Below are 26,682 nucleotides of genomic sequence, written 5' to 3' on the forward strand. Positions count from 1 at the left end.
ATATTGAATTTTACTGTCAAATCAATATGAAAATATGCTATTGTGTAAGAATTATTTAAATTAGGGTGAATTTTTACCAAATTAAGAAAAATATTAATTATTTTTATAAAAATAACGAAAAATATTAATCTAAAAACTGCGGATAATCCGGTCCAATCCTTCCGTTAAAATTTCCTGAGAAGTAGAGAAGCAGATTCTGATGTGACCTTCAGCGCCCTTTCCAAACCATCTTTCGGATCCCGGAACAACAGCTACTTTTCCATACTGCAGTACATGCTGGGTAAACTCATCGCTGGTTAAGCTGTTTTTGATCTTCGGAAACAGGACAAAAGTAGCTTCGGGTAAGCTGGGGCTTAGGATTTCCGAACGGCTAAGGATGTTAAAAGCAAGGTCTCTGTTTTGCTGCAGATGACCCAGGAACTCTTTGTACCAGGGTTTTGCTCTTTCCAAAGCAACACTTCCTGCAATCTGTGAAAGCGTTGATACACCCTCTATTGTAGAATTGAAATTGGATTTTTCTGTAAAATCATCAAGAATTTCCTGGTCGTTGCACAAAACAGCGCCTATTCTCAGGCCGGCAATTCCAAATGATTTTGAAAATCCATAAACGGTAAAGCTCTTTTTCTTTGCTTCCTCTGAAACTGACGAATAGGTGTGAAAACCTCTGTTATCATAAATAATATCGCTCCATATTTCATCGCTCATCACCCAAAGATCGTGTGCGGAAGCAATTTCGGAGATTTTTTTCAGGACTTCTTTAGAATATATTTTTCCGAGAGGATTGTGAGGGTTGCAAATGCTGATCAGTTTGGTTTTTGGATTGATCAGCTCAATAAGTTTTTCAAAATCGATATCTCCTGTTATGTGATCTACAGGGCATAGTCTTACGGTCCCACCTGCTGCTTCCACTGATTTTTTAAACAGGAAATCTACAGGATCTAAAATAATAGCCTCATCTTCCGGTTTCAAAACATAGGATGCGATCAGGAACATTCCCTGGGCGGCACTGTTTACAGCAAGTACATTTTCAGGAGTAAAGCTGCCATGTTTTTCTGTATTGAAATGATCTGCAACACTTTTTTTAAACTCAGGCAGACCGGAGAAAGGGCCGTAGCTCAGATAACCGTCCTTAATGTATTCAATAATTCCCTGCTCAATTTCAGGAGCAGTTCTGAAGTCCGGATCAGCAGCTGTGAGGGGGATAATTCCTTCCTCTATAGTTGCCCATCTTCCATTATAGGCTTTTCTTTTTAAAGCGTCAAAATTGATATCGTTATTGGTAAACATTTTCTTTATTTATATGATATGGGTAAAATAGAATCAGTCTGCTGGTTAAGGGGCTTTAGAAACTGATCCAGCAGAATTCTTCCGTTCCTGATATGGGTTTCTATTTCCGGTTTTCTTTCAGCCTCGTACTTTCTGAAAGCATCAGAGGTGTTTTTTTCTGAAATTAAATACTTAGTCAGTGTAAAGGAATCCTTTAATGCAGACGTCACACCCTGGCTTGTGAAAGGAATAAGCGGATGAGCTGCATCACCAATGAAGACAATGTTATCTTTGTAAAAAGGGTTGAGTTTTTCCAGTTCATAGACCCTCCAAAGATGCACATTTTCATAATTTGAACCTTTAACAATTGAAGAAACCATTGGGTCCCAATCGTCAAAAACTTCAAACATATATTTTTTGAGGCTGTCAACCGAACATTGCTCACTGATCTTGTATTTTTCATTATCAAACTGGGAATACCATAAAACCGTATCTTCAGAAAGCTTCAGAATACCAAAAGTAAGTCCGCCGTCTTCGTGGTGATATTTCATAAAATTGTCTTCTAGGCTTGCTGCAATATCCTTACATTTAATAATATTGACAATCTCATTTTCCTGTACAATTTTCATGATCTCATCCTTGAATATTTCTCTCCTGATACGGCTTTTAGAACCATCTGAAACAATTGCCACATCAGAATCTATATATGCTCCGTCCTGTTTTTTTAATTTTCCTTTTTGAATGCTGCACGGCATTATTGTTTCCTCATATGAAATCTTTCCGGCCGGAATGCTCTGGGTCAGAATTTTGATCAGGGAGCTCCTTGAAATCACAAAAACATCATGAAGATCCTTTTCGGCAAGTATTTTTCCTTTATGTGAATACTGGATATATTTTTTTAAGAAATTGCCCTGTTTGAAAAGTACATCAGGATCAACAATCTGTGAAAGATGCTCAATCCCTTCTTTCGGAAGCAGAAAACCGTGACCGGTGAGATCATCTTTTTTTCTCCTTTCGTAAATGTGGTAATCCAATTGGTGTTTTTCTAAATAATTCGCTATGCTTAAGCCGGAGATGCCGGCGCCCACGACAGCAATTTTGTTCATTTCGGAATAATGGATTTTTTCAGTTAGTGTTTCAGTTTACGTCCTGTAAACTATTGTTTTAGTAGTAAGTGCAAATTTAGATTAAAAACATTCATTAATTGAAAAAAATAATTGAATATGATTTAAAATTGTTTTAAAATAAAATGAAAAGCATAATATTTTACTGCTTTTGAAAAAGTGAAATTAAATTTTTCCTAACCTTAATAGATCAAAAAACCGGGAAATAAATCCCGGTTTTATTTTATGCTTCTTCAAGCTGTACTGTGAAGTGTCTTAACAGATCTGGCTCCCAGGTTATTTTATATCCTTTTGAGATTTCATCACGTCTTTCATACACGTTTTTGATTGCTGCTGCAATATAATCCATATGGTTGTTTGTATACGTTCTTCTAGGAATAGCGAGACGTACAAGCTCCAGTTTCGGATAGCGGTTTTCTCTGGTTTCCGGATCTCTGTCTGCCAGTAATGTCCCGATTTCTACTGTTCTGATTCCTGCTTCTTTGTAAATTTCCAGCCCTAAGGTTTGTGCCGGATATTCTGCTCTGGAAACTTTCGGAAGGAAATTCAGAGAGTCGATGAATACAGCATGTCCGCCAATTGGTTTCTGGACCGGAATCCCATATTCTATCAGCTTATTTCCGAGGTATTCAACCTGAGAAATTCTGCTTTCAAGATAAGCGAATTCTGTAGCTTCGTCCAGCCCAACAGCTAAAGCGGCCATATCTCTTCCGGCCATTCCTCCGTAGGTAATGAAACCTTCATAGATAATCGTAAAATTGGATGCTTTTCTGAAAACTTCTTCACTGTTTAAAGCAATAAATCCTCCGATATTTACCAAGCCGTCTTTTTTGGAGCTCATCGTCATTCCGTCTCCATATGAAAAGATCTCTTTACAGATCTCTTTAATGCTCCTGTTTTCCTGCCCCTGTTCTCTTTTTTTAATGAAATAGGCATTTTCTGCAAATCTTGCCGAATCAAAGAAAACAGGAATTCCGTAACGGTTGGATAATTCTCTTACCGCTTTCATGTTTTCCAGTGAAACAGGCTGTCCTCCTGAAGAATTACATGTAATTGTAATCAGGCAGAACGGGATATTTTCTTTAGGATGGCTTTTATAAACTTCTTCTAATTTTTCTAAATTGATATTTCCTTTAAATGGATGAAGATCATTAATGTCAAAAGCCTCGTCGATAGTACAGTCAATAGCGTGTGCTTTTCTGAACTCGATGTGCCCTTTTGTAGTATCAAAATGAGAGTTTCCCGGAACTACGTCGCCTTCTTTAACAAGAACTGAGAAAAGAACATTTTCAGCAGCTCTTCCCTGGTGTGTAGGCAGTAAATATTTAAATCCCGTGATTTTTTCAACAGTATTCTGAAGCTGTTCAAAAGAGCGGGAGCCGGCATAGCTTTCGTCTCCCGTCATCAAGGCTCCCCATTGTCTGTCGGACATAGCTCCGGTTCCGGAGTCAGTAAGAAGGTCAATGAAAACCTGTGACGATTTCAGGTTGAAAAGGTTATAATTTGCTTCTTTAAGCCACTGTTCTCTTTCTTCTCTTGTAGACTGGCGGATTTCCTCCACCATTTTGATACGGAATGGTTCCGCGTACGGTAATTTCATGCGTTAAAATATTTTATTAGATTGTTTGTAAAGAAAATTTGTTTGAAAATAATTTCAAATTCATCAATGTATATTTAAAAGGAGCAGAAGAATTACTCCGGAGCTTTAAATATATTGTCATCTGAATGGAAACCGGCTACACCGCCGCTTACCGCAAACTTCATGGCAGAAGCAGCAGTCATTCCCACTACAGGTTTGATGTTTTTTTCTTCAGTAACAATTACCCATCCTGATATAGCATAGGAGTGGGGCAGATATACCGCAACGTAATTGTGCTTGTCGACGTCCGACATTTCTTTCTGGGTCAAAAAGCCGATTCTCCATATTTCAGGATTTTCATTGGTCTTCACCCAAACCGGATCGTTGAATTTCTTTTTATCTCCTACAAATGATGACATGACGTCTTTTGTAGGGGTATAGATATGCTTTACTCCGGGTGTTTTTTCCAAAACCCTGTCCATAGTGTCAAAAAAGAACTTTCCTACTACGAATTTGTTTCCAAGGTAGCCCAGAACCGCAGTAATAAGTATCGTTGAAACAAAAACCAATCCCGGAATCTCCTTTGCAAGGGAAGGAATGATATTATCAATAGCGCTGACAATATACCAGATCACAAAGATAGTAAGCCCGATTGGACCAATAATGACCAGTCCCTGAAAGAAATTTTTCAGGAAAAAATTGGCAATATTCTCGAAAGTCAGTTTTTTCAACTTTTTCAACGTGGAATTTTTACTTTTTTATTTTTTAACCGTGGATTGTTTCTTTATTTCCGTAAGATTTAATGATATTGGCTTCATATTCCAGCCATGCATCCCAGCGTTTGTTTACTTTTTCAGGATCTCCAAGCTGTCTTGCAAATCCTATAAATGTGGTGTAATGATTGGCTTCAGAGATCATCAGTTCTTTATAAAATACTTTAAGCTCTTCATCTTTAATATTTTCGGTAAGAACTTTAAATCTTTCGCAGCTTCTGGCTTCAATCATGGCTGCAAAAAGCATTTTATCCACAATTAAATCTTCCCTGCTTCCCTGAATAATAAATTTAGCCAGTTCATTCACATAATCATCTTTTCTTGGCCTGCCAAAAGCATAACCTCTTTTTTTGATGATCTCATGAACCTGATTGAAATGATCCAGCTCTTCCTGCGCTATGGCGAGAAGTTCTGTAACGATCTCAGGATATTCGGGAAGCATAGTAATTAACCCAATAGCATTGGTTGCTGCCTTTTGCTCGCACCACGCATGATCCGTTAAAATTTCTTCAATGTTTTCCTCTGCAATATTCGCCCACCGTGGATCGGTTGGAAGTTTCAACTTAAACATGCTTTGAATTTTCTGTAAAATTAAAATAAATTGCGAAAAGAAAGATTATTTTATTTCAAATTGAGCTTTAAAGTATTAAGAAGCTGTTTTGTTTCTTAAAAACTCTAAAATTTTCCATCCAAGATCATCCACTTTTTTTAATCCGGCTGCAATAATAAAAGCAAGGATTATATTAATCACATAAATCAGGATCATCAATATCCACCACGGCATATTTTCCTGTAAAGAAACAACGATGAAATAGACCAGAGATGAGCTTATTCCCTGGGCGAAATAGAAAAATATGGCATTTTTACCAATGTGGGTAACAAAATTTTCTTTTGTAATCTTCAATCTGTTATAAAGCACAAATAATGTGGTTAATGAGAACAGCGACCAGATAATATAAGGAATCTTTGGAGGAAATTTATTTTTATTGATTTTGTAAAAAATCTCGGTTCCGTAGTACCAGAACATCCAGATTAAAGCTGCTGCAACTATTATATATAAGACTGGGATGACTTTTGTTGGGATTTTTTTACCACGCATTTTATTGGCTATTAGAAATATAGCGAGATAAAAAGCAACATAACCCACTTGTCCTGAAGGGTAGTAATCAGGAAATATATTGAATAGTAAGGTTAAAGCCAGGCAAACTCCTATAAACCAATTAATATGTCTTGGAAAAAATCTTAAAATCAAGACTCCGAAAACGGCCAGAATGAAGTATACTTTCAGGTACCAGAAACTTCCCATGACAACCGGGAAAGTATCTGCATTGGTGTACTGATGAAGATACCAGTTAGCAAGATTCTGCCATTGGGGGATATCCGAAACACTGGTTGCTGCATATTTTGATCCAAAGGTTGAATAAAAACTCTGGAGCCACTCCATAGAAAAGAAAGTCAAACCGAAAACCTTGAAAAAATAATCCAGAAAGAACAGGAAGGTCACAAAAATCATGTAGGTGATCTGAAGTTTTAACAGTCTGTAGAATGTTTTTTCAACATTTGATCCAGAGGTAATCCCGCTTAGAGCATAAAAGAGGGCAACATCAAATACCAGAGAAAATACTCTTACCTCTACGGGAATGTAAAACTGCCCCGACCAAAAAGCGGTATGGATGAATATAATGGAAAGTGTTGCCATTCCCTTGGCAAAATCAATGTAGAGATCTCTGTTCATTGTAGTAGGATATGGTTCAAAAGTAAATAAACTTTAGGATATTTCTCAAATAAACTAAAAAGAGACAGAACATCGCTGCCTGTCTCCTTTGTTAAATATGCTAAAAATGAATGTTTACTTAAGCTGCTTGAATTCTTCTTCGGAAATTTCTCCGGTCTGAATTTTTCTAAGTTCGTCCATGTACTGGCTCATATAAGCATCTATTTCCGGATTTACAGAATTTTTGCCCATTTTGTAAGTGCCGTTTAATACTCCTTGATAATAATAGAAGAAATTATAATCGAAATTGGCTGCAGTAAGGTCATACTGTCCAAGAAGGAAGCCTAAACGCACTGCAGATCTTCTTTGAGGAGGGGTTCCATGGTGATTGGCGCTCGTAGTCTGATAATCTCCGATGCTTTGTGCAAATTCATAAGCTGCAGCAATTTCGGAGAAATTGGTTTTGTTGTATCCGTTTGGTCTTCTTAAATAATATCCTGCAAAACCGTCTGCTTCCAGTTCGTTTGGTCGTGCTGTGGATTCGCTTACAGAAGGTAGTCCGAAAATGTACTGTAGCTGGTGCCCGTATTCGTGAGCAAGGATCATCGCGTTTACAATATCTCCGCCTTTATTCTTGGCATCAGCGTAGATCGCGTAGCCGTAATAAATTTTTCCGGTAGAATAAGAGATGGCATTGTAAGTAGAATTGAAATTGGAAGGATCGTCTACGAAGCGTAGAGTGGGATTGCTTCTCCCCCAAAGACTGGCGATCTTGGTCATTTGGGCATTCATAAAGTTGGTGTCTGCTGTGTTCTGAAGCCCGGTTTTAAGTACGGAAGTGGAGCTCCAGTACTGATCTACATAAGAACAGGTTTTTTCAAGTTCTCCAGGCTGATCAATTTTTGCGTTTGCAGATTGGGATTCAGGAAGAACGGATTCTTCCATTTTGTCATCACGGCACGCTGATAGTGAAAAAGCGGCGATGGCTCCTGCCAAAAGGCAGAATTTAAAGTTTCTTTTCATATAAAATTTTTTTGGTGATAACGAAGGTATAAAATTATCTCTTAATTATGAGCACTTTAATGTTAAAAATTATTCAAAATATAGTGAAATGAATTTTTAACATGTTTTTGATGAAAAAATATGAAACTGATTGTAAGCAGTTTAGAAATTTATTCATATATTTGCACCTCGAAATAACTAAAAATTTATAAACAATGTTTGCAATTGTAGAAATAGCAGGGCTTCAATACAAAGTTGAGCAAGACCAGAAGTTGTTTGTAAACCGTTTAAAAGGAGAAAAAGGAGACAAAGTTTCTTTTGACAAAATTCTTCTTACTGTAAACGGTTCAATCACTGTAGGCGCCCCAGCTGTAAGCGGAATCACTGTAGATGCAGAGATCCTAGACCACGTAAAAGCTGATAAAGTAATCGTTTTCAAAAAGAAAAGAAGAAAAGGTTATCAGGTAAAAAATGGTCACAGACAATCTTTAACTCAAATCAAGATCACTGGTATCACTGGTTTTGACGGAAGTACTAAGAAAGCTGCTAAAAAAGAAACTGTGAAAGCTGAAGTTCTTTCAGACAACGCAACGGTTAACTTTGGTGAAGATCACGAACTGAATTATCACTTAAAGAAAAACAACCTGTCTCAGTCTAAAGAAAACAGAGAAACTTTAATTACTTTAGGTAAAGCAGTTAAAGTTGAATTAGAAAAGACTGTTCTTACACATGAAGAAGTAGATGCTGCTATCATCAAGAACATCGATCAATTTAAAGCACTTAACAAATAATCCAGTAATAAAATGGCACACAAGAAAGGAGTCGGTAGTTCCAAGAACGGTAGAGAATCTCACTCTAAAAGATTAGGTGTGAAGATTTTCGGAGGACAAGATGCTATTGCCGGAAATATTATTATCAGACAGAGAGGTACGCAACACCACCCAGGTGAAAACGTGGGAATTGGTAAAGACCACACTTTGTTTGCACTAGTAGACGGTAAAGTAGTTTTCAGAAAGAAAGCAAACAACAGATCTTTCGTATCTGTAGAGCCAAACGCATAATTATTTAGCGTTTTATAAAAATTAAAACCTCGGCATTAGCTGAGGTTTTTTTGTGCTTGTTTTAAAAAGATAAAATTATTTTCGTCAATTTTCTATTTATAGTGAAATATTTCTATATTTGTTAACTATCAAATAACAAATCATTTGCGGTGGCCGAAAAGCAAACAGAGTAGGCAACAAATTAAACAAAATACTATGAAAAATTTAAAGAAATTGACGAAGAAGAATTTGAAAAACATTAATGGTGGTGCTTTGGGGTGCCCTCCTTTAGCCAACTGGTGCTCAGAATGGTGTGCATGGACAGCTTGGCAACAAACCCATTGTTTGAATGCTGTACTTGATCCTATGCCGTGCGATTGCTAATTTTTCTTTATTTCCATTTTAAAACAAATTACTATGAAAAATCTAAAGAAATTATCTAAAAAACAATTGAGAACAATTGAAGGTGGTGCTTTGGCGTGCCCTCCTCCGGCAACGACCTGTGGGGAATGGTGTTCATGGACTGCACAACAGAGATTAAGATGTCCGAACATGGTTATGGATCCGGATCCATGCGGATGTTAATATAAATAAGTTATTGAAAATTGCCTCAGCTATAATGCTGAGGTTTTTTTGTTTACATTTTTCATGGTTAAAATATTTTGTTAAAATTCCAATTGTGGTGAAACATTAAAACTAAATAATATGAAAAATCTGAAAAAACTAACAAAGAATCACTTGAAGCAAATTAACGGAGGAGGGCTGTGTCCCCCACAACCAATTACGTCATGCGATATCTGGTGTGGAATGACTCCATTACAGAAAATGCGTTGTCTGCTTTATGTTGATGAAGGTTGTGAATGCTTCTGATAATAGAAATATATTGCTTATAAAAACTTTATAAATTAAGGGGCGGCTTCGTAGAAGCCGCCCCTTAATTTATATTATCTCTTTCTGTTTAGAATCCAACCTGGAACCCTGCTTTTATTCCAAAAGTTGAAATATCAGGTCTGTCCAGATAATTTCCTCTCCAGTTAAAATCGACTCTGAATATTCTAAGATTTCCGATTCCAATGTTTTCAATTCCGAATCCATACTCGAAATAGATCTGATCACTTGGAGCTGAATATTTAAAACCATCCACATTAATGGATTTAGAGGCGTCGCTTAAAGTTCCGTAAGCAGTTCTGATAAAAGCAATTTCTCTAAGCTTCAGCTTTTTAATCAAAGGAATGAAAGAAAGTATTTTTCCATTGAAATGATGTTCAAGGTGAAGTGTTGTATAGGTGTCCGCTACAAACTCATAGTAATTAAGCTGTGAAAATGTATTCTGTGCAAGACTGTAAGACTGGTTTCCGGGAATTACATTCTGCAGGGCCAAAGGAACGGTGTCAAAAGTTTTTCCGGCCTCAAAATTAACAATTGTTTTACCCCAGCTTCCAATCAGTATTGGTTTGTAGAACATAAACTGAAGCCTGTTATAGTTGAAATCTCCGTTGAAAAGACCTTCAATTCCTCTTGTATATTTCAAAATAATGGTAGGAGCCAGAGTTCCGTGTTCATAGCGGTCAACACCTGTCTGGGAGAATTTTGCTCCGGGTCTGGCAATTAAGCTTAAAGTAACGTGAGAGTCATTAAGGGTTTTCCGCAAATCGCCATTTCGGTAGTACATTAAGCTGAATTTATCCGGATTTGCAGATTTTATACTCTGTAATGTTCCGTCTACTCTTACCTGGAAGTTTTTCCAGGGCTCAATGGAGGCAAAAATATTGGTCTTGTTTATGGAACTTAAAGAGGCATTTTCTCCTCTTGCAAACAGGGTAGATGAGGCAAAAGTACGAGCCATAATCCCATCATCGGTAGTAAGCTGTACACCTAATTGCTCAATATCCCTTTTGGTTCCTGCTCCAATCATGAATCTGTTAACCCTGTTAAACATATAGCGGGCTTCCGCTCCGTATTTAACCTTCTGATCTTTGAATCCGTATGCTGTATAAAACTGAACTCTCCACGGATCATTCTGTCCAAAATAAGTTCTTGCGCCAAGCCTTATTCTGTCACCTTCTACCTCATTTTTACCATAAATAGAAAAGATAGGGCCAATGTCGATGCCTTTGAAGGCATTATAATATCCTGATGCTAGTGTTTCGTAGATTTTAACAATTCGGTTGAATTTTGGGGTCTGCTGAAGCCTGTCAAGCATTTCATAGACGCCCTGTTCTGATTTTGATAATGAATCCGGTCTTGCTTTTAACCAATAAGCATCATCCTTGTCTACAAATTTATCGTCGTATTCTTCTTCTTTGCGTGTAAATACTTTATCTTCAATTGGCTTGTTGAATTCATATTGAGAATAATCGACCGACCGTTTGGCTATAATACTTTTGGAAGTTCTTTTTTTGGCAAAAGGGGTAAGCTCTATTTCTGTAATGAATTTTTTAGGAAGAAATGTGTTTTCGTCTGGATTATCATACTCCAGCTCTGTGGAGATACTGTTGATAAAATTAACATTAATCTTTTGTGTAGATTTCAAAGTTGCTCCTAAAACAGCATAATTGTCTGTGTCTATATAAAGATAGCCCTGAAAGGCTAAAACGTCTTTTCTTTTAGGCTGATATCTTATTTTGTAAGCATTTTCACCATGGATAGAAATGGTGTCCGTTAAATTATAGTCGTAAGTACTGAATCCATTTGAACCGACCGGGCTTGGAAATCCTATATCAAAATAATTTAGGGTATTATCATAAATATTAATATCGCGGTACAGGTTTTTTGCAGTAATGGTAATAACCTGATTATCCTGAAATCCTGACGTTTTTTGAGCAACCAGCAATCTTTTTGTCTTTTTTCCGGGTTTGTTTTCTCCGAAATTTTCATAGACCGATTCATTAAGGAAGATAGGAAGGCCTATTTTTCCGCTGGCTGTAGAATCTGCATAATCAAAAATAAAATCAAGCTTATTAAAGATTTTCTTGCTCATAAAAGCGCTGTCCAGATTGTTGGCATCAAACTGGATTTTCTCATACTCTTTATAAGTATAGGTATCGAATTTCTCTAAGCCATTATTTCGTTTTCTTTTCCAAACTTCCTGCATAATGGCATAAGCCGGGTTTTCTTTTTTATTCTTGTATTTAGGCTTTTCATTGTGAATTACAATTTCACCAATACTGCTTACTTTTTCTTGTGAAAGCTGTACAAAAATATTGGACGCATTGTCGGGAGTAATTGTTACGGTTTCGGTAGAATAACTCTTTTTTACGAATTTTAATTTATAAATAATACTGTCGGATTGAACGCTGAAACTTCCTGCAGAAGTTTTCAGAATGGCTTCGGTGTTATCATTGATAAAAATATCCACACCGGAAATTTCTTTATTGGTTTTTTCGTCTACAATCCTTCCGGTCGCTGTGTTTTGGGCATATGTCAGGCAGGATATAAAGAGCAGAAAAAAAAGATTATAATATTTAGAGCTGTTATTTGACATCATTTGTTTCTTCAAGAAATTAGCACAAACAAAAAGCGTGCTGTTTATTAAAAAAGAACATATTTTTTAACGCTTTCTGTAAAAAATTCACAAAACTACAAATGTAACGAAAATAACAGTAAAAGATTATGATCATTAATGATTTGATTATAATGAATTTCAGAATAGAATTAGAGTTGGTGTCAAGATGTAAAAAAGAATATAATAGAGAATAGTTTATTTTACAACTAACAATTTTTCCCCAATTTATTAAGGCCTTTTGAATAGGATTTAACAGGTTCTTAATATCTTATCCACATCTTTTTCATAAGTTTATGCGTTGTTTTCCAATATGTACTAATAGCTTATTAATGTCTTTTCCACAAATTATCAACAAAATTAAACTCTATTTTTGAAAAACGACTTTACCAGATAATTTACTGATTTATTGATTTTTATGAATTGATTTCATGAACATTGTTTTTTTTAATTTGGCAAAAGATGAAATATTAACAATATTATAAACAATTTATCCATTTGGTTAAATTGTTCTGTATTTGAAGGTATTCCGGGTTATTAACATTTATACCGGTTCATATGGGGATAAAGATAATTGTGTAAAAATTTCTATTAAATCTCTGGACCTTTTATTTTAAAAAATCCTTTAAAATGGGGATGTGGTCTTGTGCGTCTATGGAGAAAAGTTTGCTGTAAAGAAGCAGATGTGATGTGTTGCGGGAGGTCTTTCAGACGGTATGAAGAATCTGTCTCTCTTTTTGATAAAGCAATTCTTGTTGCAATAAGTTGATAGAATAAAGAACAAATAAAAACCCTCTTTACTAAGAGGGTTATTTTGTTTATTTTAAGTACAAGCCTGTGTACTGCAATAATTTCCTGCTGGATGATAACAACATCTGTAATTGTCATCAGGACACTGGGAACCTCCACATGCAGGACCTGTCGGGTCTGTTGTTTCTGTCGGCTCAAATCCGGTAGTTGGTTTTAATGGTCCTGAAGGTCCGGCAGCCATTGTACTCTTTAGTTGCTTTCTTGTTAATTTTCTCATGATTTAAATTGTTAATTTGAATTATTAGTTCACTAAGCTTCAAATATAGGACATGTTTAACAATAAATAATTTAACATAAAAAAAATCCAAAAACAAAAAAAAGACCTACAGAAATGTAAGTCTTTGTTAGCTCCTCCTGCTGGGCTCGAACCAGCGACCCTCTGATTAACAGTCAGATGCTCTAACCAACTGAGCTAAGGAGGAATTTTCCTTTATTTAAGGTGTTGCAAATATAAAAGGAATAATCATATCAGGCAAATTTTATCCCCAATTAACGGAGATTTTTGATTAAAAATGTTGAATTTCAGTAAGAAATATTTCAGTTTAGTTCTGATTCGATCCGGAATAATAACCGAAATATTACTTTATTTCTGAAAATTTATAAACAATACATTAGATCAGCCTGAAACCAATGGAAATTTCAATAAAAAACCACGCCCGTAAGCGTGGTTAAAGTTTCACATTTCATCCGAATATTGGAAGAAAATTTAATAATACTATTCTTTGAATACTTAGTAATTTTAATTTTTAATTATTTTAACTACAGTATCAGAATCGTTGATTCTTACCAGATAAGCTCCGGAAATTAAAGCAGAAACATCTGTCTGTTTATTTTCAAACTTACCTTTTTTCACGAGCTGACCAGACATATTATAAACTTCATAGTAATAATCTTTGTCATTATCTGCACTGATGTATAGAATTTTACTTACAGGAACCGGATAAAGAACCAGTTTTTCGGCTTTTACTTTTTGCTGTACTTCTTTTGGAGTAAATACTGTTTTCGCCTGTGATCCTGAGTTATTGGTTACCGGTACTCCAAGATATCTCGGTTCATCTTTTGCACAACGGCAAGACATTGCGTAGTAAGGATTCATTCCTGTGCCTGTTGCCATTAATCCGGATTTTATATGTAATCCAAGGGCATTTCCAAACATATTGTCATCCAATGAAGCTGTCCATACTCCTATTTCATTTGCACTGACGGAACTGCCATGTCTGATCCCGGCCATCGGATAATTTCCTATGATATAAGGCTTGCCATTGTTGTTTCCATTAAATACCCATCCTGCGCCGTTCCCTGAAGTAGAATTTACTAAAATCCCTTTGTAGTTATTTGCAGCAGATGCATTATACGTTTGTCCTATCCCCATTTTGCTTATGCTGTTTGGGTTAGGGTCTGTAACTGCCTTACCTCCAAGATACCACGGAGAATTACCTTTCACCCCGTCTCCTGTGTAGCTGCTTGCAAATGAGTAGGAAGTATCAGGAACTCTCCATCCTTCCGGACATGGATCAAAAGGTGATTTTTCACCTGCGTGTCCCCAGCGTTCAAAAGCTATACCCTGATCTTCACTGATCCAGTCTTTAGGCTTTTCATATGCAGCTCCTCCCATTGTGCCTGTTTTTGTAATATCCTGATTCAAATACGTAAGTGGATTTTCTGCAGAATACTTCAGTACTTTTCTTACAGCAGCCTCTCTCTTGTCTGTTGGTGCAATGTTGCCGGCATACTGAGAATAGTTTGATATATATCCTCCTGAAGTACTGTTATATTGAGCAGCTTCTATTAATTGGCTGTTTCTATATATATTTCCATCTAAGAAACTTGGCAACGGATCTTTTCTGCCAAACTGATATTGTAATCCTATCGTCTTTTTATATTCTTCATCCTCTAAAGTTGTTGCAGCAGTCGGGAAAGCTTTCAAAGCTCCCAAGTTCCTGTCCATAAACACAGTCTTTAAAGGAGGCAGTACAAGACTGTATGTGTTATTAATAACATGTCCGCTAGGAGAAATTCCACTTGCTGTATTGTTTGCTGTAATATCGTAAGGGATTTCGGTTAAATATTCTTCAATACCTACAGGATCAGTTTCTGGTAGCCAGATATGCCAGCTCCATATAACAGGAGAGGATGAACTTGTACCATTATGAAGGGCCACAACAGCATTACCATATTCTCCTGCTGTTCGGTTTATGGTAATATTACCGTCTTCAGGGTTAGAACCGGCCGAATAAGTGGCATTAATAGGGTCTACATTATTTTTTTTGGTATTCCAATATACGCTTACACTAAGGTTTGAAGGAAAATCTCCACTATCGGTTAAATAAAGCTTGTACATTGCTATAGCCTTCTTAATACTGAATGTTTTGGATGCAGCAGTAGGGGAAATAATATAGCTGTTAGGTTCCTTTGCCCAGGCCTTTAAATTGTCTGCAGTATATAGTACATTTCCAGAAGGATATATAAAATCTGTTCTAAAATCCGGCATATAAACCTCATTAGGATCTTTAATACAGCGTACGGTTCCTGCTCCTTTAGCTCTTGCAGTCTGAGCAATGCTGTAACTGAGATTTAATTTATCCGGAGTAGTTTTATAATCTGCAACAATACCCATACCACGAACTCCGTTCCAGGGAGAATAGGTAGATGTTGGAAATCCGGCAGTAGCCAGCCAGTTAACATACGAAACTCCTTCTGATGCACGGTAATAATCTACTTTCTCTTGCGGTCCAAAATATACATAGCCTCCTGTTAATGGGAAATAATCAAGCTTTCTGTTGGCTTGTTCACTAAAGTCAAACCCAAGGGAAGGGAAAACTTTGATATTAGGCACCATTGTATTGTTGGTTTTCAAACTGATGTATGATAGAGGTTTTCCTTCGTTAACTGCGGCATCTAAATAAAAACCGTTTGAATTTGAACTTGACGGTGTTGTCCAGTTATTGAAAACATCATCATTTCCTCCGCCGCCTCTTCCCCACGGGCTTGAGTTATTATTTCCTGTTCCTCCGCCTAAACTGCCTCCATAATGAGATGGAATTCTCCATCCGCAAGGACATGGGTCATAAGAAGATTTTAATTTGTATATCTGGCTGTCTAACCCTACTTCTGTAAGTACATTAGCTGATGTGTGCCCTTGTTGAGAAAACATACCGTTTCTGTTATCAGACCACAAGTCCCATGAAATTCTGTTACTGTAATATGCTCCGTCCATGAAACCGGTTACCCTGTACTCCTGATCTGAGAACCATGTTTCGCCCAGAAAGTTAGTATATGTAATTAATTGTAACGGGTGGCTTACGGCATATTTTAAATTTTGAGCGACCTCACTGTGATCATTCAATATACCGGCGTTATTAGGTCTTAGTTTCCAGCCAAATTCAAATTTATCATCAGATGCTACCGGAGCAAACGGATTGAATTTTCTGCCTTTTCCTATTTCTCCATGTATTTCATACTTTGTGCCGTCTTTATAAGTCATTGGAGGAATTGCATCTTTTCTTCCCCATTGATACATAAGTCCTGCAGATTTATTCCAGTCGTTTCCTAAGAACTGAGCATTGGTAGCGCCAAGATTTCTATCCATCCATTTCCAGTTGGCGAATGCGTTCACCCCGTTCTTATTTTTTTCATATCCCTGGTTGTAGGTAGCGCCATTTGTACGGGGATCATCCGTTACCCAGATATGCCAGGTCCAGTATATTGGGTCGTTGCTATTTCCGTTAGTCCCTGCATGCAGTGCTATTACTGCATTTCCTTCTCCTTTGGCTTTGTTTACCGGAACTAAAATTTTAACATCTTCTCCGCTTCCTTCTAGATTTAATTTGTAAGCATCATCACTTTTTATGATCCCTGAAACATCTTCCCAGTATACGTAGGCAGAGAGCTGGCTTCCTGAAGGAACAGGTGTATTGAAGGAAAGAACAGGATCGCGATCGTCTTTCCAGACAGCAAATGCTTTTTTTACCGGAATTTTTATTCCTTCCACATCTAGAGTTGGATTCAGATCATCCTTACCTGTAAAAATATAACTGTTGGGAGCAAGGGTCCAGTCTATAGTTCCGGCAGGATTTACAATAATTTTACCTGTTGCTGTTGCCGGACAAGAAGCGTTAGGTACCGTAATTGTAAAGTTATATGTTCCGGGAACTGTAGGTGTTCCTGAAATTTTCACATCCTTGCCAATACCGCCCATACCTGTCACGATAGAAGAAGTAACTCCTGCTGGTAATCCTGTTACTGTAGCGGTTGTTCCTCCAACAATTCTATACAGAATTTTTTGAACAGGCGTTCCTGCATTTACGGTTTGATAAGCATCACCGCTGTATCTCTCTAAAGTATTGCTGATATTTATAGTAACAGAAGCAGAGCTGATGCAATATCCCGGAAGCTGATTGGGAGTAAAAGTATAAGTACTCTTTACTGTATTATCTATTATTGAAGGAGACCAGGTTCCTGTAATTGGGGTTGCAACTCCATTAACCAAAACTGTATTGTTTGAGGCGGGAGGAAGTGTATAGTTTTCCCCAAAACAGATTGAAGAAGGTATAGTAAATATAGGAGTTTCAACAGTTCCTATGTTTATTGTTTTTGTGAGTATACAACCTGTATTTGTAGTAAATTTAACCGTTACTGAAGTTGCAGTTACTGAAGCTATTGCTGCGAGAGTCGCCATATTGGGATTACTGACGTTTGTAGTAAGAGTCACTCCGGCAGTGGCAGAACTTAGGCTCCACGGATTTGTAGTAGCTCCTTGTATGGTAGAAGGAACAGATAATGTAATATTGCTTCCCTTACACACTTTATCATTACCTGTAATGCCAGAGACTGAGTTGATTACTACTTCATCTGACAATGCTGAGGTACATCCCGAACTGTTTCTTACACTAAAAAAATAAGTGGTTCCGGATTCTAGATTTGCGAAACTTGCAGTTGAGGTATTTCCGGTTAAAGTTGCTCCTCCGGGATTTGCCGTAATTGTCCAGCTTCCTGCAGGTAATCCGCTTAATACTACAGATCCGGTAGATGTGGAGCAGGATGGCTGAGTAATAACGCCAATTGTAGGTGCGTCAGGAGCTGTTCCGGAAACAGTTACAGTAATTTTTGTTCTCGGACTTTCACAGCCATTTACCGTCTGGCTTACCCAATAATCTGTACTCCCTGCTGTTCCTGTAGCTGGGATTGGAGCTGTAGTACTTCCTGTTCCTCCTGTAGCTGTTGTATACCACAATAATCCTGTTCCTGCTGCAGTTAATGGAGCGGCAACGCTGTTTTGGCAATAGGTAAGCGGAACGCTTTCTGGAGCAGCAGGTGGTGTACAAGGCTGAGGCGTGTAGCTAACCAGACCATGTACATTTAAGGCATTGGTAGCACTCCCGCTATTCGTATATAATTTTACTTTTATTATATACGTTCCGGAGGAAATCTGCTTATTGATAACCTCAGGACTTCTTGAATTCAGCCAACCTTTTGCCCCATCGCTCATCCATGTTGTTTGGGCAATCAGTTCCTCAGTATTGGGAGATACATCGGTCCTTACCAGGTAGGTCCAGTTTCTTACAAAGCTTAGCGATCTGATATTAAGAACTGCATCAGCTGTTCCGGAAGGAACTGTAAAACTTTTACTGTAATAGTAGTAATAGCCGTCTCCTGCATTAGCCCAGCCGTCTTTATCTGTGATCCACCGGCTTTGCAATGCGTTTCCCGTTATCCCCAGGCCGGGAAAAGACCATCCTGGATAGGTATGTCTTGTCTTTGTCCCAACCTGTGCTGTTTCTCCGGGACGTAAAACAAACCAGTCAGGATCAGTTTCGGAAGCTCCGCCAGCGACATCCGGCGGCGGAGCGTTCATTAAGGTACCGTTATCATTTTTTCCGGTACTCAGGTCAATTGTTACTGTTTGGGATTGCGCAAAACCAGACAATAACAATAATGATAACAAAAATAATTTAAGTTTCATTTTGTAATTTATTAATTCTACTACTCTGTTGAAGGATTTTCGTTTACTCCTGTGCTTATTATGTGATCCTGATGTTTTAATATGACATATCTATCTTCAGAATGTTTAAAACTGAAATTCAAAACTTGTTTATCAGGAGGGGTTTGAACCTTTTAAGCAATCCTATTTTCATCAGAGAAATAAGTTATGCTGTAATAGAGTAGAATTTGAATTGATGGAGTCGTAGGTTCGATATCGGTTGAGGAATAAAGGATCATTTTTTTTCATGGCAGTTTTTAAGTTTCAAACTTATTCAACCTCCAATAATTATAAAATAAAATGTTCATCATATTTATAAAATTGCAACTAAATTTCGTAGATGATAACAGTTTTAATGTATTGATATACTATTGATTAGTGTATTGTTTTTCTGTTTTTCTTATAAAAATACTTTCTGAAAAAATCACACACTTTATTTTATACATTTTTGAATATTAATTAGATTTGGAAAACATAAACACATATGATTTTAAAAAAAATATTAATTATATTTTTTTTTGCATCCTTAAAAATGTATTCCCAGAATATGATTGATCAGAAAGCTTCACTTGAGATAGATGGCTTAATAAAGAAAGATCAATGGGATCTTGTACATTTTAAATTATGCAATGAAAATATAAATTTCAAAAGACTATCGAAATATAATCTTAAATATGACCTGTTAATTAAGCTCGATTCCGCATCTGTATTATACCAGAAAGGAGAATTTGTGGAAGCGGAAAAATCTGTTTTACATTCTTTAAGCCTGATACAGAATAGTAAAGATAGTTTGGAATACACTTATTATGAGGCCCTCAGGCATATTGCAATAACAAGATTATTTTACATTGAAAAAAGAAAAGGAAATATTGCACAGGGGCTGAAATATCTCAATGACTTATCAGAAGGAATGAGTCCTGTTTACAAGAAGAAGCAGATGATATTCTTTGCAGTGGCATACATAGAGATGAGAAATTATAAAAAAGGAATTGATTTGCTGAATATCCGGCTTAATGATATCTGCCATGATACGGATAACATTCTCTATACAAAATTTTTAAAGGCAAAGGAGATTGCAACAACTTATAATACAAAGAGTGATGCTTTTATCAAATGGTATAAAGATACAGGAGAAACAAAATTCCTGGACTCCGCGCAATACAATTATGAACGGGCATATCAACTCATGAAAGGAGTAGCTAATTTTTCGGCTTACTCCAAAGCTTTGCATATTTCCAGAAAAGCCAACATAGCATTGCTGAAAAAACAATATGCCCTATCGCTGTCACTTTTCAATACATGTGAAAAAGACCCGGTAATGATGCAGAAAAATTTTTCAAGGGAAACAGTATGGTTAGGAAAGGCTGAGACATATACATTTCTTAAAAAAAATGATTCCGCATTTCAATATCTTAAAAAACTTTCCGATGCCATAAAGGATGCAAAGTGTACGGATGAATATAAGCTGAAAGTATATCATTTGCTGAGCATTTACTATGAAAATATTGGAAATCAGGCCAATGCCTATAAATATGCAAAACTAAGCTTATCCAAAATAGAAAAGGAAAATGTTCAGAAAAATTCAGGAAATGTTTTTCTGGGAATATATGAACAGCAGGAAATAAAAAATGCTTCTGAAGAAATGCTCAGAAAAAAGAATAAAAGCAATTTTCTCATAGTTGTAACCTTGGCGTTCTTTGGTTTTATTTTCTGCATTCTTTATGATTATAGCAAAAAAAAGAGAGCCGCTTCCAATGTTCAGGAAAAGAATCAGGATAATGATACACTTCCTTTGAGCAGCAAAAAAACTGCGGTAATTTCAGTAATAGAAGATGAGCTGATCAGTAATATCCTTGCAAAACTGGAATCTCTTGAATCAAAAAAAAGATTTTTATCTAATAATTTTAAACTCACGAACATTGCCAGACAGCTGAACACCAATACAGCTTATCTGTCCCAGATCATAAACCAGCATAAAGGGGTAACGTTTTCTGAATATGTAAATAATCTGCGGATCAATTATATTCTAAACGAACTGGACAAAAATAGGGTAATCCGCAGGTATACTATCCGGACAATATCAGAAGAAACGGGATATAAAAGTTCCACGACTTTCATTAAGGTCTTTAAAGAAAGAACCGGTATGACCCCTTCAGATTATATTAAACAGTTGGAAAAATCTTCTTCGGTCAATAATTAGTGACTCTGCTGCAATACTGATGAATTTAAACTTTCTACAAATAAAAAAAGTCACCGAAATGGTGACTTTTGTTGGCTCCTCCTGCTGGGCTCGAACCAGCGACCCTCTGATTAACAGTCAGATGCTCTAACCAACTGAGCTAAGGAGGAATGTCCTTTGTTTTAAGTGGTGCAAATATAGGACGAATATTTATACCCTACAAATATTTTTTAGAAAAAAATTCAAAAAAATTATAAACTGCCCGTAAGTGCTTTAAAGATATCACTTCCGAAGATCAGTAACATCAATCCTAACAGGAAGATAACCCCGATCATCTGTGCATTTTCCAATACTTTCTGAGGAACAGGTTTCCCTGTAACCACCTCCCATAAAGTGAATAAAACGTGGCCCCCGTCAAGTCCCGGAATAGGAATAAGGTTCAGGAATGCCAACCAAACAGAGAACATTGCCGTAAAGCTCCAGAACATGCTCCAGTTAATTGATACAGCTCCGTCTTTAGACTTTTCTACCGGCATATTCTTGATGATCGCCAAAGGGCCTCCCACTTTCTTATAACCCTGAACTTTCTTGTTGAATACCAGTTTAAACTGTTTAACCTGATACGTTAAACTTTCAATACTTCTTGTAAACCCTCTTCCGATAGATTCCACAAATGAAAAATGCTGTGTATTGGCAAACTTTTCAAGCTGCTTGTAAGAAGCTATTCCCAATGTTCCTTCTTTGGAAACTTCAAGGCTTAACGGCTGTACGGCACCTGCCCTTAATACATCCATATTAATGGTTTTGCCTGCGTTTTTTACAACAACACCTTGCAATTCATCATAATAGCTGATCTTCTGGCCGTTTACTGAAACTACCTGATCACCTATTTTTAAACCAGCTGCAGCAGTCTTAGGATTTACAATGGTATCAATTACAGGAGCATATCTTGGCGTAAGGAATGCTCTTGGGTTTTCATCTTTAAAAGCCAGTGCTTTCCCATCGTCATTGGTATTAAAAGTGACTTCCTGTCCTTTTCTTAAAACAGTTACCTGATCGCTTAATAAAATATCTAAAGACAGTTTATCCAGATTATTCTGAACTTTTCCGTCTACTTTTAAGATTTTATCACCATCTTCAAAGCCCATAGCTTTTGCAATACCGGTATAATGCATAGGTGTTTCCACTTTGGTGGTATCGAAAGAAGTTTCGCCATTGAAGTAAGAAAGACATCCGAAAATAATCCAGGCAAGGAAAAAGTTTACAGTAACACCTCCCAGCATGATGATCAGTCTCTGCCAAGCCGGTTTGGATCTGAATTCCCAGGGCTGTGCCGGTTTTTTCATCTGCTCTTTATCCATGCTTTCATCAATCATCCCGGCAATTTTTACATAACCGCCAAAAGGAAGCCATCCGATTCCGTATTTGGTCTGTTCAGGATGTTTTCTCCAGTCGCTGTCTGAAAGCTTCGATGTATCGATAGGAACTTCCGTCTCTTTTCCGTCTACTACAATAGTTTCTGTATCCGGAAGGTTTTTCGAAAGAAATTTATATTGCCATTTTCCATTGATCTTCTTCATTGAAAAGATGGAAAACCATGGGTCGAAAAACAGGAAGAATTTCTCAGCTCTGGTCTTAAACCATTTTGCCGGTAAAAAGTGTCCAAGCTCATGAAGAACCACTAAAATAGAAATACTTAGTATGAACTGGAAAATCTTGATTGCTAATTCCATTAATAAAATTTAGATTTTAATTTGCAAAGGTAACAATTATCAAAACTATGCCAAATAAAAAAGCCCCTCTAAATGAGAAGCTTTGTCATATATTGAGTGAATTTTAAAGGTTGAAAGAAACACCTATACTGCCGTTGTTGCCTACTTCTGCAAAAACACCTACTTTTTCTGTGAAAAAGTAACGGGCTCCAATATGTGCCCCGATCCCGAAATCCTTACCTAGTACTCCAACATCAACACCCGGATAAATGTCCCATTTTGCAGGTAAATCCAGGGCTTCCTGAAGGTGAAAATTCAGCCTCCCGAAAACAAAAACACGGTTATCTTTATCATGGTCTTTATAATTATCAAAATAAACATTAAGCCCGGCTCCCACGGAGATCAGCTTATTCAGTCCGTAATCATAGGTTCCTGTAACTCCGGTTCCATATCCCCAGGCACTCAATCCTGCCTGAACTTTTTGGTCGCCTTTACCTGTGTAAGCCTGTGCATTGGCTGTACTTCCGAAAAAAGCGATCATCAGTACAAAAAACAATTTCTTCATAAACTTTACTTTTATTAAATGATAGCAATAGAAAATATCCCCATCAAAAATAGAACCGAAATCATTGAAAAATCGTATTTTTATTGAAGTTATTTAACAAAGTTTATGAGAATTGCAGGGCTTAATTTAGATATTGTCTGGAAAGATAAAAACAAAAATTTCCAATTGATTGAAGAACAGTTTAAAAATGTAGAGGCTGATATTTTCCTGTTGCCGGAAATGTTCTCTACCGGCTTTTGTATGGATGCTTCCGAAGTTTCCGACAGAAATGAAGAGTCTCTGGAATTTCTGAAAAAGCTCTCAGAAGAAAAAAAAGCAGCCATTTGCGGAAGTGCTCCGGTGGAAGAAGACGGGAAATTTTACAACAGAATGTATTTCGTTCAGCCTGATTCCGAAACCGTTTTCTATGATAAGAGACACCTGTTTTCTTTTTCAGGAGAGGATAAGGTATATACTCCGGGAAATAAAAGAGTGATTGTGAATTATAAAGAATTCCGGATTCTGTTACAGGTCTGCTATGATCTCCGTTTTCCGGTTTTTGCTAGAAATAATGATGATTATGATGCTATTCTGTACGTTGCTAACTGGCCTGAAAAAAGAGTTGGGGCATGGGAGCATCTGCTTAAAGCCAGAGCCATCGAAAATCTGTCGTTTGTTTTTGGACTTAATAGAATTGGAACAGATGGGAATAACCTTTTTTATCAGGAAAGTTCACACTGTTTTTTTGCGGATGGAAAGGAAATCTCGCAAAAGAGCGGAAATATTGTCTCTGCGGAATTTGATATGAATGAATTAAAGGATTTCAGACAGCACTTCCAGTTCCTGAATGACAGGGATCATTTTTCAATTGATCTGTAATTTAATTTTTAACCACTAAGATTTTTTTAAGTTGTTAAGGTTAATTAAGTTTGATTATGCTAATCTTTAAGCAAAGTTCAAGCTTAATATTCTTAATTTCTAAATAGATCTTAATGGTTTAAAAATAAAAAAACTGTGAAAAATCACAGTTTAAGCATATTGTTTAAGCAGTTCCGTAAGTGTATTTACATCATGCACACCGCTTTCTTTCCATAAAAGCTCACCGTTTTTGAAGACCGCGAGTGTAGGAACCCCTCTTACACCATATTGTGCTGCGAGGGCGGGATACTGATCTACATCTACTTTGATGATTCTTGCTCCTTCACCGATATTTTCCTTTACTGTATTCAAAACGGAAGACTGTACCTTGCAAGGCTGACACCAGGTGGCAAAAAAGTCAATAAGAACTGGCCTTTCCGAATTAATAATTTCTTGAAATTTCTGTGACATAGTTTTGGTTTTTATTTGAACCTTTAAGATTCAGTAAATAAATCTTAAGGGTGTGGTATTTTTACTTTCCAGACTGTTTCTCTTCCTGGATTGCTTTTACATTTTTCCAGCTGGTGCCATCATAAGCTTCCACTCCGTTTTTCTTTAAGATCTCCATGGCCTGATCAGCCTGAATTCCTTTATTACAGAAAACAACTACCTTTTTACCTTTCAGGGAATCTATATTGTTTTGTATTTCAGCTAACGGGATATTAACAGCTCCTTTTGCTGTTCCTTCTTTATATTGTTCAGGAATTCTTACATCTACCAGTGTGACATCTGAACTGTTAACCACTTCTTTGATGTCTGCCTTTGGAGTTGAACTTGTAGTTGCTGTTTTACAGGATGTTAACGCTAAAGTTGCAGCTAAAAAATATCCGGCAATCTTTCTTTTTATCATCTACAATGTTTTTGATTGGCATACAAAATCTGTTGTAGGCAATTTTTCTGTCTTTTTGATACCGTTAAAGCCGCCTTCTATCTCTGTGAAATTTCTGATTCCGTGTGAGTTAAGGATGCTGGCTGCAATCATGCTTCTGTATCCTCCTGCACAATGAAGGAAAAAATGCTCGGAATCATCAATTGTTTTTACCCAGTCGCTGATGGTGTCAAGCGGTTTATTGAATGCATTGTCAACATGTTCCGCAGAATACTCACTTAGTTTCCTTACATCAACTACCGTTGCATTTTCTGTGAACTGTTCTGCAAATTCAGAAGGAGAGATTCTTTTGATTTCATCAATTTCTTTACCTGCATTTTTCCATGTATCGAAGCTGCCTTCCAAATAGCCTAGAACATTATCAAAACCTACCCGGCTTAATCTTGTAATTACTTCTTCTTCAGTGTCTTTATCACTTACAAGTAAAATAGGATGTTTTACATCTACGATCATATTTCCTACCCATGGAGCAAAATCTCCTTTAAGGCCAATATTAATAGCATTTGGGATAAATCCTTTATGAAACTCGGCAGGACTTCTTGTGTCCAGAATTAAAGCTCCTGTTTCTTCTGCCAGTGCTTCGAAATCTTCTGCAGACAAAGGATTAAGGCCTTTGTTCATTACTACATCAAGACTTTCATATCCGCCTTTATTCATTGCTACATTCATTCCGAAATATTTCGGAGGGGCAGTAAGACCGTCAAGAACTTCTTTGATGAAAGATGCTTTGTCCGGCTGATTAAGGGCATAATTGGTCTTTTTTTGGTTCCCCAATATATCCACGGTTTCCTTCTGCATATTCTTTCCGCATGCTGAACCTGCACCGTGAGCAGGATAAACGGTAATGCTGTCGTCCAGCGGTATAATCTTGTTCTGGAGACTGTCATACAGTATTCCTGCAAGATCCTCCTGAGTAAGATTGGTTGCTTTTTGGGCAAGGTCAGGTCTCCCCACATCGCCTAAAAACAGGGTGTCACCTGTAAAAATAGCCGTTTCAGTACCATTTTCGTCAATTAAAAGATAAGTAGTACTCTCCATGGTATGCCCCGGAGTATGTAATGCTTTTATTTTTATTTTCCCGATCTCAAAGATCTGGTTATCTTCTGCAATGATAGCTTCGAATGCAGGCTGAGCAGTAGGTCCGTAAACAATAGGAGCGCCTGTTTTTTTACTCAGATCCAAATGTCCCGAGACAAAGTCTGCATGAAAGTGGGTTTCAAAAATATATTTTAGGGTAACATTGTCTTTTTCAAGACGATCCAGATAAGGTTTTACCTCTCTCAGCGGATCGATAATGACAGCTTCGTTTTCTGATACAATATAATAGGCACCCTGAGCCAGACAGCCCGTATATATTTGTTCAATTTTCATTGGGGTCTTTTTTAAATTTTAGATAAAGATACGAAGTATTAGATGAAATGTAAATGAATTGTTAAATCCGGATGATAGTTTCTTTCAATATTCAAGGGATATCAGCCGTAAAACCCTCTGTTTTCGAATGAAAAACGGAAAGTAAGGAGAAGTGATTTAACAGGCTGTTTTTTATCATGTTTAAGAAATGGAAATAATTATGTAGTACTGGTACCTGCAGGCATTTTGATTCATGGTTTAAAATTTGCTGATAGTGGATTAAAAGTAATTTCCCTAAGT

General features: G+C 36.9%; 22 protein-coding genes and 2 tRNA genes. 7 read left to right on the forward strand and 17 right to left on the reverse strand.

The genetic code is table 11. The annotated features are described in order from the left end of the window. Nucleotides 1-129: 129 nt before the first annotated feature. The 7 genes from ACQWU4_RS11090 to ACQWU4_RS11120 all read right to left on the reverse strand — a co-directional run bounded on the left by ACQWU4_RS11090 (nt 130) and on the right by ACQWU4_RS11120 (nt 7,479). Nucleotides 130-1,287, reverse strand: a complete 1,158-nt coding sequence (locus ACQWU4_RS11090; protein ID WP_429935827.1) for a pyridoxal phosphate-dependent aminotransferase — start codon at nt 1,285-1,287, stop codon at nt 130-132. 5 nt (nt 1,288-1,292) lie between these two features. Further along, nucleotides 1,293-2,372: an FAD-dependent monooxygenase gene (locus tag ACQWU4_RS11095; protein WP_429935828.1), complete on the reverse strand. Its 1,080-nt coding sequence runs from the start codon at nt 2,370-2,372 to the stop codon at nt 1,293-1,295. 241 nt (nt 2,373-2,613) lie between these two features. Then, complete coding sequence (locus ACQWU4_RS11100; RefSeq protein WP_429935829.1) at nt 2,614-3,990, reverse strand: tryptophanase; 1,377 nt, start codon at nt 3,988-3,990, stop codon at nt 2,614-2,616. A gap of 92 nt (nt 3,991-4,082) precedes the next feature. Continuing rightward, nucleotides 4,083-4,700, reverse strand: coding sequence for a DUF502 domain-containing protein (locus ACQWU4_RS11105; RefSeq protein ID WP_429936047.1), 618 nt, complete (start codon nt 4,698-4,700; stop codon nt 4,083-4,085). Between the two features lie 34 nt (nt 4,701-4,734). Beyond that, a complete protein-coding gene (locus ACQWU4_RS11110; RefSeq protein ID WP_429935830.1) occupies nt 4,735-5,313 on the reverse strand; it encodes a tRNA-(ms[2]io[6]A)-hydroxylase in 579 nt (192 codons plus the stop codon). Between the two features lie 75 nt (nt 5,314-5,388). After that, nucleotides 5,389-6,477, reverse strand: coding sequence for an acyltransferase family protein (locus tag ACQWU4_RS11115; RefSeq protein ID WP_429935831.1), 1,089 nt, complete (start codon nt 6,475-6,477; stop codon nt 5,389-5,391). 114 nt (nt 6,478-6,591) lie between these two features. Beyond that, nucleotides 6,592-7,479, reverse strand: coding sequence for a metalloprotease (locus ACQWU4_RS11120; RefSeq protein ID WP_429935832.1), 888 nt, complete (start codon nt 7,477-7,479; stop codon nt 6,592-6,594). Nucleotides 7,480-7,673: 194 nt separating this feature from the next. Between ACQWU4_RS11120 and rplU the strand changes: the two genes are divergently transcribed. The 5 genes from rplU (at nt 7,674) to ACQWU4_RS11145 (ending at nt 9,368) form a co-directional block, all read left to right on the forward strand. After that, nucleotides 7,674-8,249, forward strand: a complete 576-nt coding sequence (gene rplU / locus ACQWU4_RS11125; RefSeq protein WP_073062670.1) for a 50S ribosomal protein L21 — start codon at nt 7,674-7,676, stop codon at nt 8,247-8,249. Between the two features lie 12 nt (nt 8,250-8,261). Beyond that, a complete protein-coding gene (gene rpmA / locus ACQWU4_RS11130) occupies nt 8,262-8,519 on the forward strand; it encodes a 50S ribosomal protein L27 (RefSeq protein ID WP_027383144.1) in 258 nt (85 codons plus the stop codon). Between the two features lie 195 nt (nt 8,520-8,714). Then, on the forward strand, nt 8,715-8,882 hold the full coding sequence (locus ACQWU4_RS11135) for a bacteriocin-like protein (RefSeq protein ID WP_429935833.1): 168 nt from the start codon (nt 8,715-8,717) through the stop codon (nt 8,880-8,882). Between the two features lie 33 nt (nt 8,883-8,915). Beyond that, complete coding sequence (locus tag ACQWU4_RS11140; protein WP_429935834.1) at nt 8,916-9,083, forward strand: bacteriocin-like protein; 168 nt, start codon at nt 8,916-8,918, stop codon at nt 9,081-9,083. A gap of 120 nt (nt 9,084-9,203) precedes the next feature. Beyond that, nucleotides 9,204-9,368, forward strand: coding sequence for a bacteriocin-like protein (locus tag ACQWU4_RS11145; protein ID WP_429935835.1), 165 nt, complete (start codon nt 9,204-9,206; stop codon nt 9,366-9,368). A gap of 88 nt (nt 9,369-9,456) precedes the next feature. On the opposite strand, the gene ACQWU4_RS11150 is transcribed toward ACQWU4_RS11145, so the two are convergent. The 4 genes from ACQWU4_RS11150 to ACQWU4_RS11165 form a co-directional block, all read right to left on the reverse strand. Beyond that, complete coding sequence (locus tag ACQWU4_RS11150; protein WP_429936048.1) at nt 9,457-11,592, reverse strand: DUF5686 family protein; 2,136 nt, start codon at nt 11,590-11,592, stop codon at nt 9,457-9,459. Between the two features lie 1,231 nt (nt 11,593-12,823). Next, entirely contained in the window at nt 12,824-13,027 is a 204-nt protein-coding gene (locus ACQWU4_RS11155) for a hypothetical protein (protein ID WP_429935836.1), read from the reverse strand. Between the two features lie 131 nt (nt 13,028-13,158). After that, nucleotides 13,159-13,232: transfer RNA gene (locus ACQWU4_RS11160), tRNA-Asn, on the reverse strand. Between the two features lie 317 nt (nt 13,233-13,549). Continuing rightward, nucleotides 13,550-18,772 carry a T9SS type A sorting domain-containing protein gene (locus ACQWU4_RS11165; protein WP_429935837.1) on the reverse strand — a complete coding sequence of 1,741 codons (5,223 nt, stop codon included), beginning with the start codon at nt 18,770-18,772 and terminating at the stop codon, nt 13,550-13,552. 565 nt (nt 18,773-19,337) lie between these two features. On the opposite strand from ACQWU4_RS11165, the gene ACQWU4_RS11170 reads away from it, so the two are divergent. Further along, nucleotides 19,338-20,990 (forward strand): helix-turn-helix domain-containing protein, encoded by a 1,653-nt coding sequence (locus tag ACQWU4_RS11170; protein ID WP_429935838.1) that lies wholly within the window; start codon nt 19,338-19,340, stop codon nt 20,988-20,990. Between the two features lie 72 nt (nt 20,991-21,062). On the opposite strand, the gene ACQWU4_RS11175 is transcribed toward ACQWU4_RS11170, so the two are convergent. The 3 genes from ACQWU4_RS11175 to ACQWU4_RS11185 all read right to left on the reverse strand — a co-directional run bounded on the left by ACQWU4_RS11175 (nt 21,063) and on the right by ACQWU4_RS11185 (nt 23,246). Then, nucleotides 21,063-21,139 (reverse strand) — tRNA-Asn (locus ACQWU4_RS11175). An 81-nt stretch (nt 21,140-21,220) separates the two neighbouring features. Continuing rightward, nucleotides 21,221-22,702, reverse strand: a complete 1,482-nt coding sequence (rseP, locus tag ACQWU4_RS11180) for an RIP metalloprotease RseP (protein ID WP_429935839.1) — start codon at nt 22,700-22,702, stop codon at nt 21,221-21,223. A 103-nt stretch (nt 22,703-22,805) separates the two neighbouring features. Further along, nucleotides 22,806-23,246, reverse strand: coding sequence for a DUF6646 family protein (locus ACQWU4_RS11185; protein ID WP_429935840.1), 441 nt, complete (start codon nt 23,244-23,246; stop codon nt 22,806-22,808). A 105-nt stretch (nt 23,247-23,351) separates the two neighbouring features. On the opposite strand from ACQWU4_RS11185, the gene ACQWU4_RS11190 reads away from it, so the two are divergent. Further along, entirely contained in the window at nt 23,352-24,104 is a 753-nt protein-coding gene (locus ACQWU4_RS11190; protein WP_429935841.1) for a nitrilase-related carbon-nitrogen hydrolase, read from the forward strand. A 150-nt stretch (nt 24,105-24,254) separates the two neighbouring features. On the opposite strand, the gene ACQWU4_RS11195 is transcribed toward ACQWU4_RS11190, so the two are convergent. From ACQWU4_RS11195 to ACQWU4_RS11205, 3 genes are all read right to left on the reverse strand, one after another. Beyond that, nucleotides 24,255-24,554: a thioredoxin family protein gene (locus tag ACQWU4_RS11195; protein ID WP_309429184.1), complete on the reverse strand. Its 300-nt coding sequence runs from the start codon at nt 24,552-24,554 to the stop codon at nt 24,255-24,257. A gap of 61 nt (nt 24,555-24,615) precedes the next feature. Next, nucleotides 24,616-24,993, reverse strand: a complete 378-nt coding sequence (locus ACQWU4_RS11200; protein WP_429935842.1) for a rhodanese-like domain-containing protein — start codon at nt 24,991-24,993, stop codon at nt 24,616-24,618. Continuing rightward, nucleotides 24,994-26,403, reverse strand: coding sequence for an MBL fold metallo-hydrolase (locus ACQWU4_RS11205; RefSeq protein ID WP_429935843.1), 1,410 nt, complete (start codon nt 26,401-26,403; stop codon nt 24,994-24,996). It abuts the gene before it with no gap. Nucleotides 26,404-26,682 lie beyond the last annotated feature (279 nt).

The sequence above is a fragment of the Chryseobacterium sp. MIQD13 genome (genome assembly GCF_050496705.1).
In the GTDB taxonomy this organism is placed as follows: domain Bacteria; phylum Bacteroidota; class Bacteroidia; order Flavobacteriales; family Weeksellaceae; genus Chryseobacterium.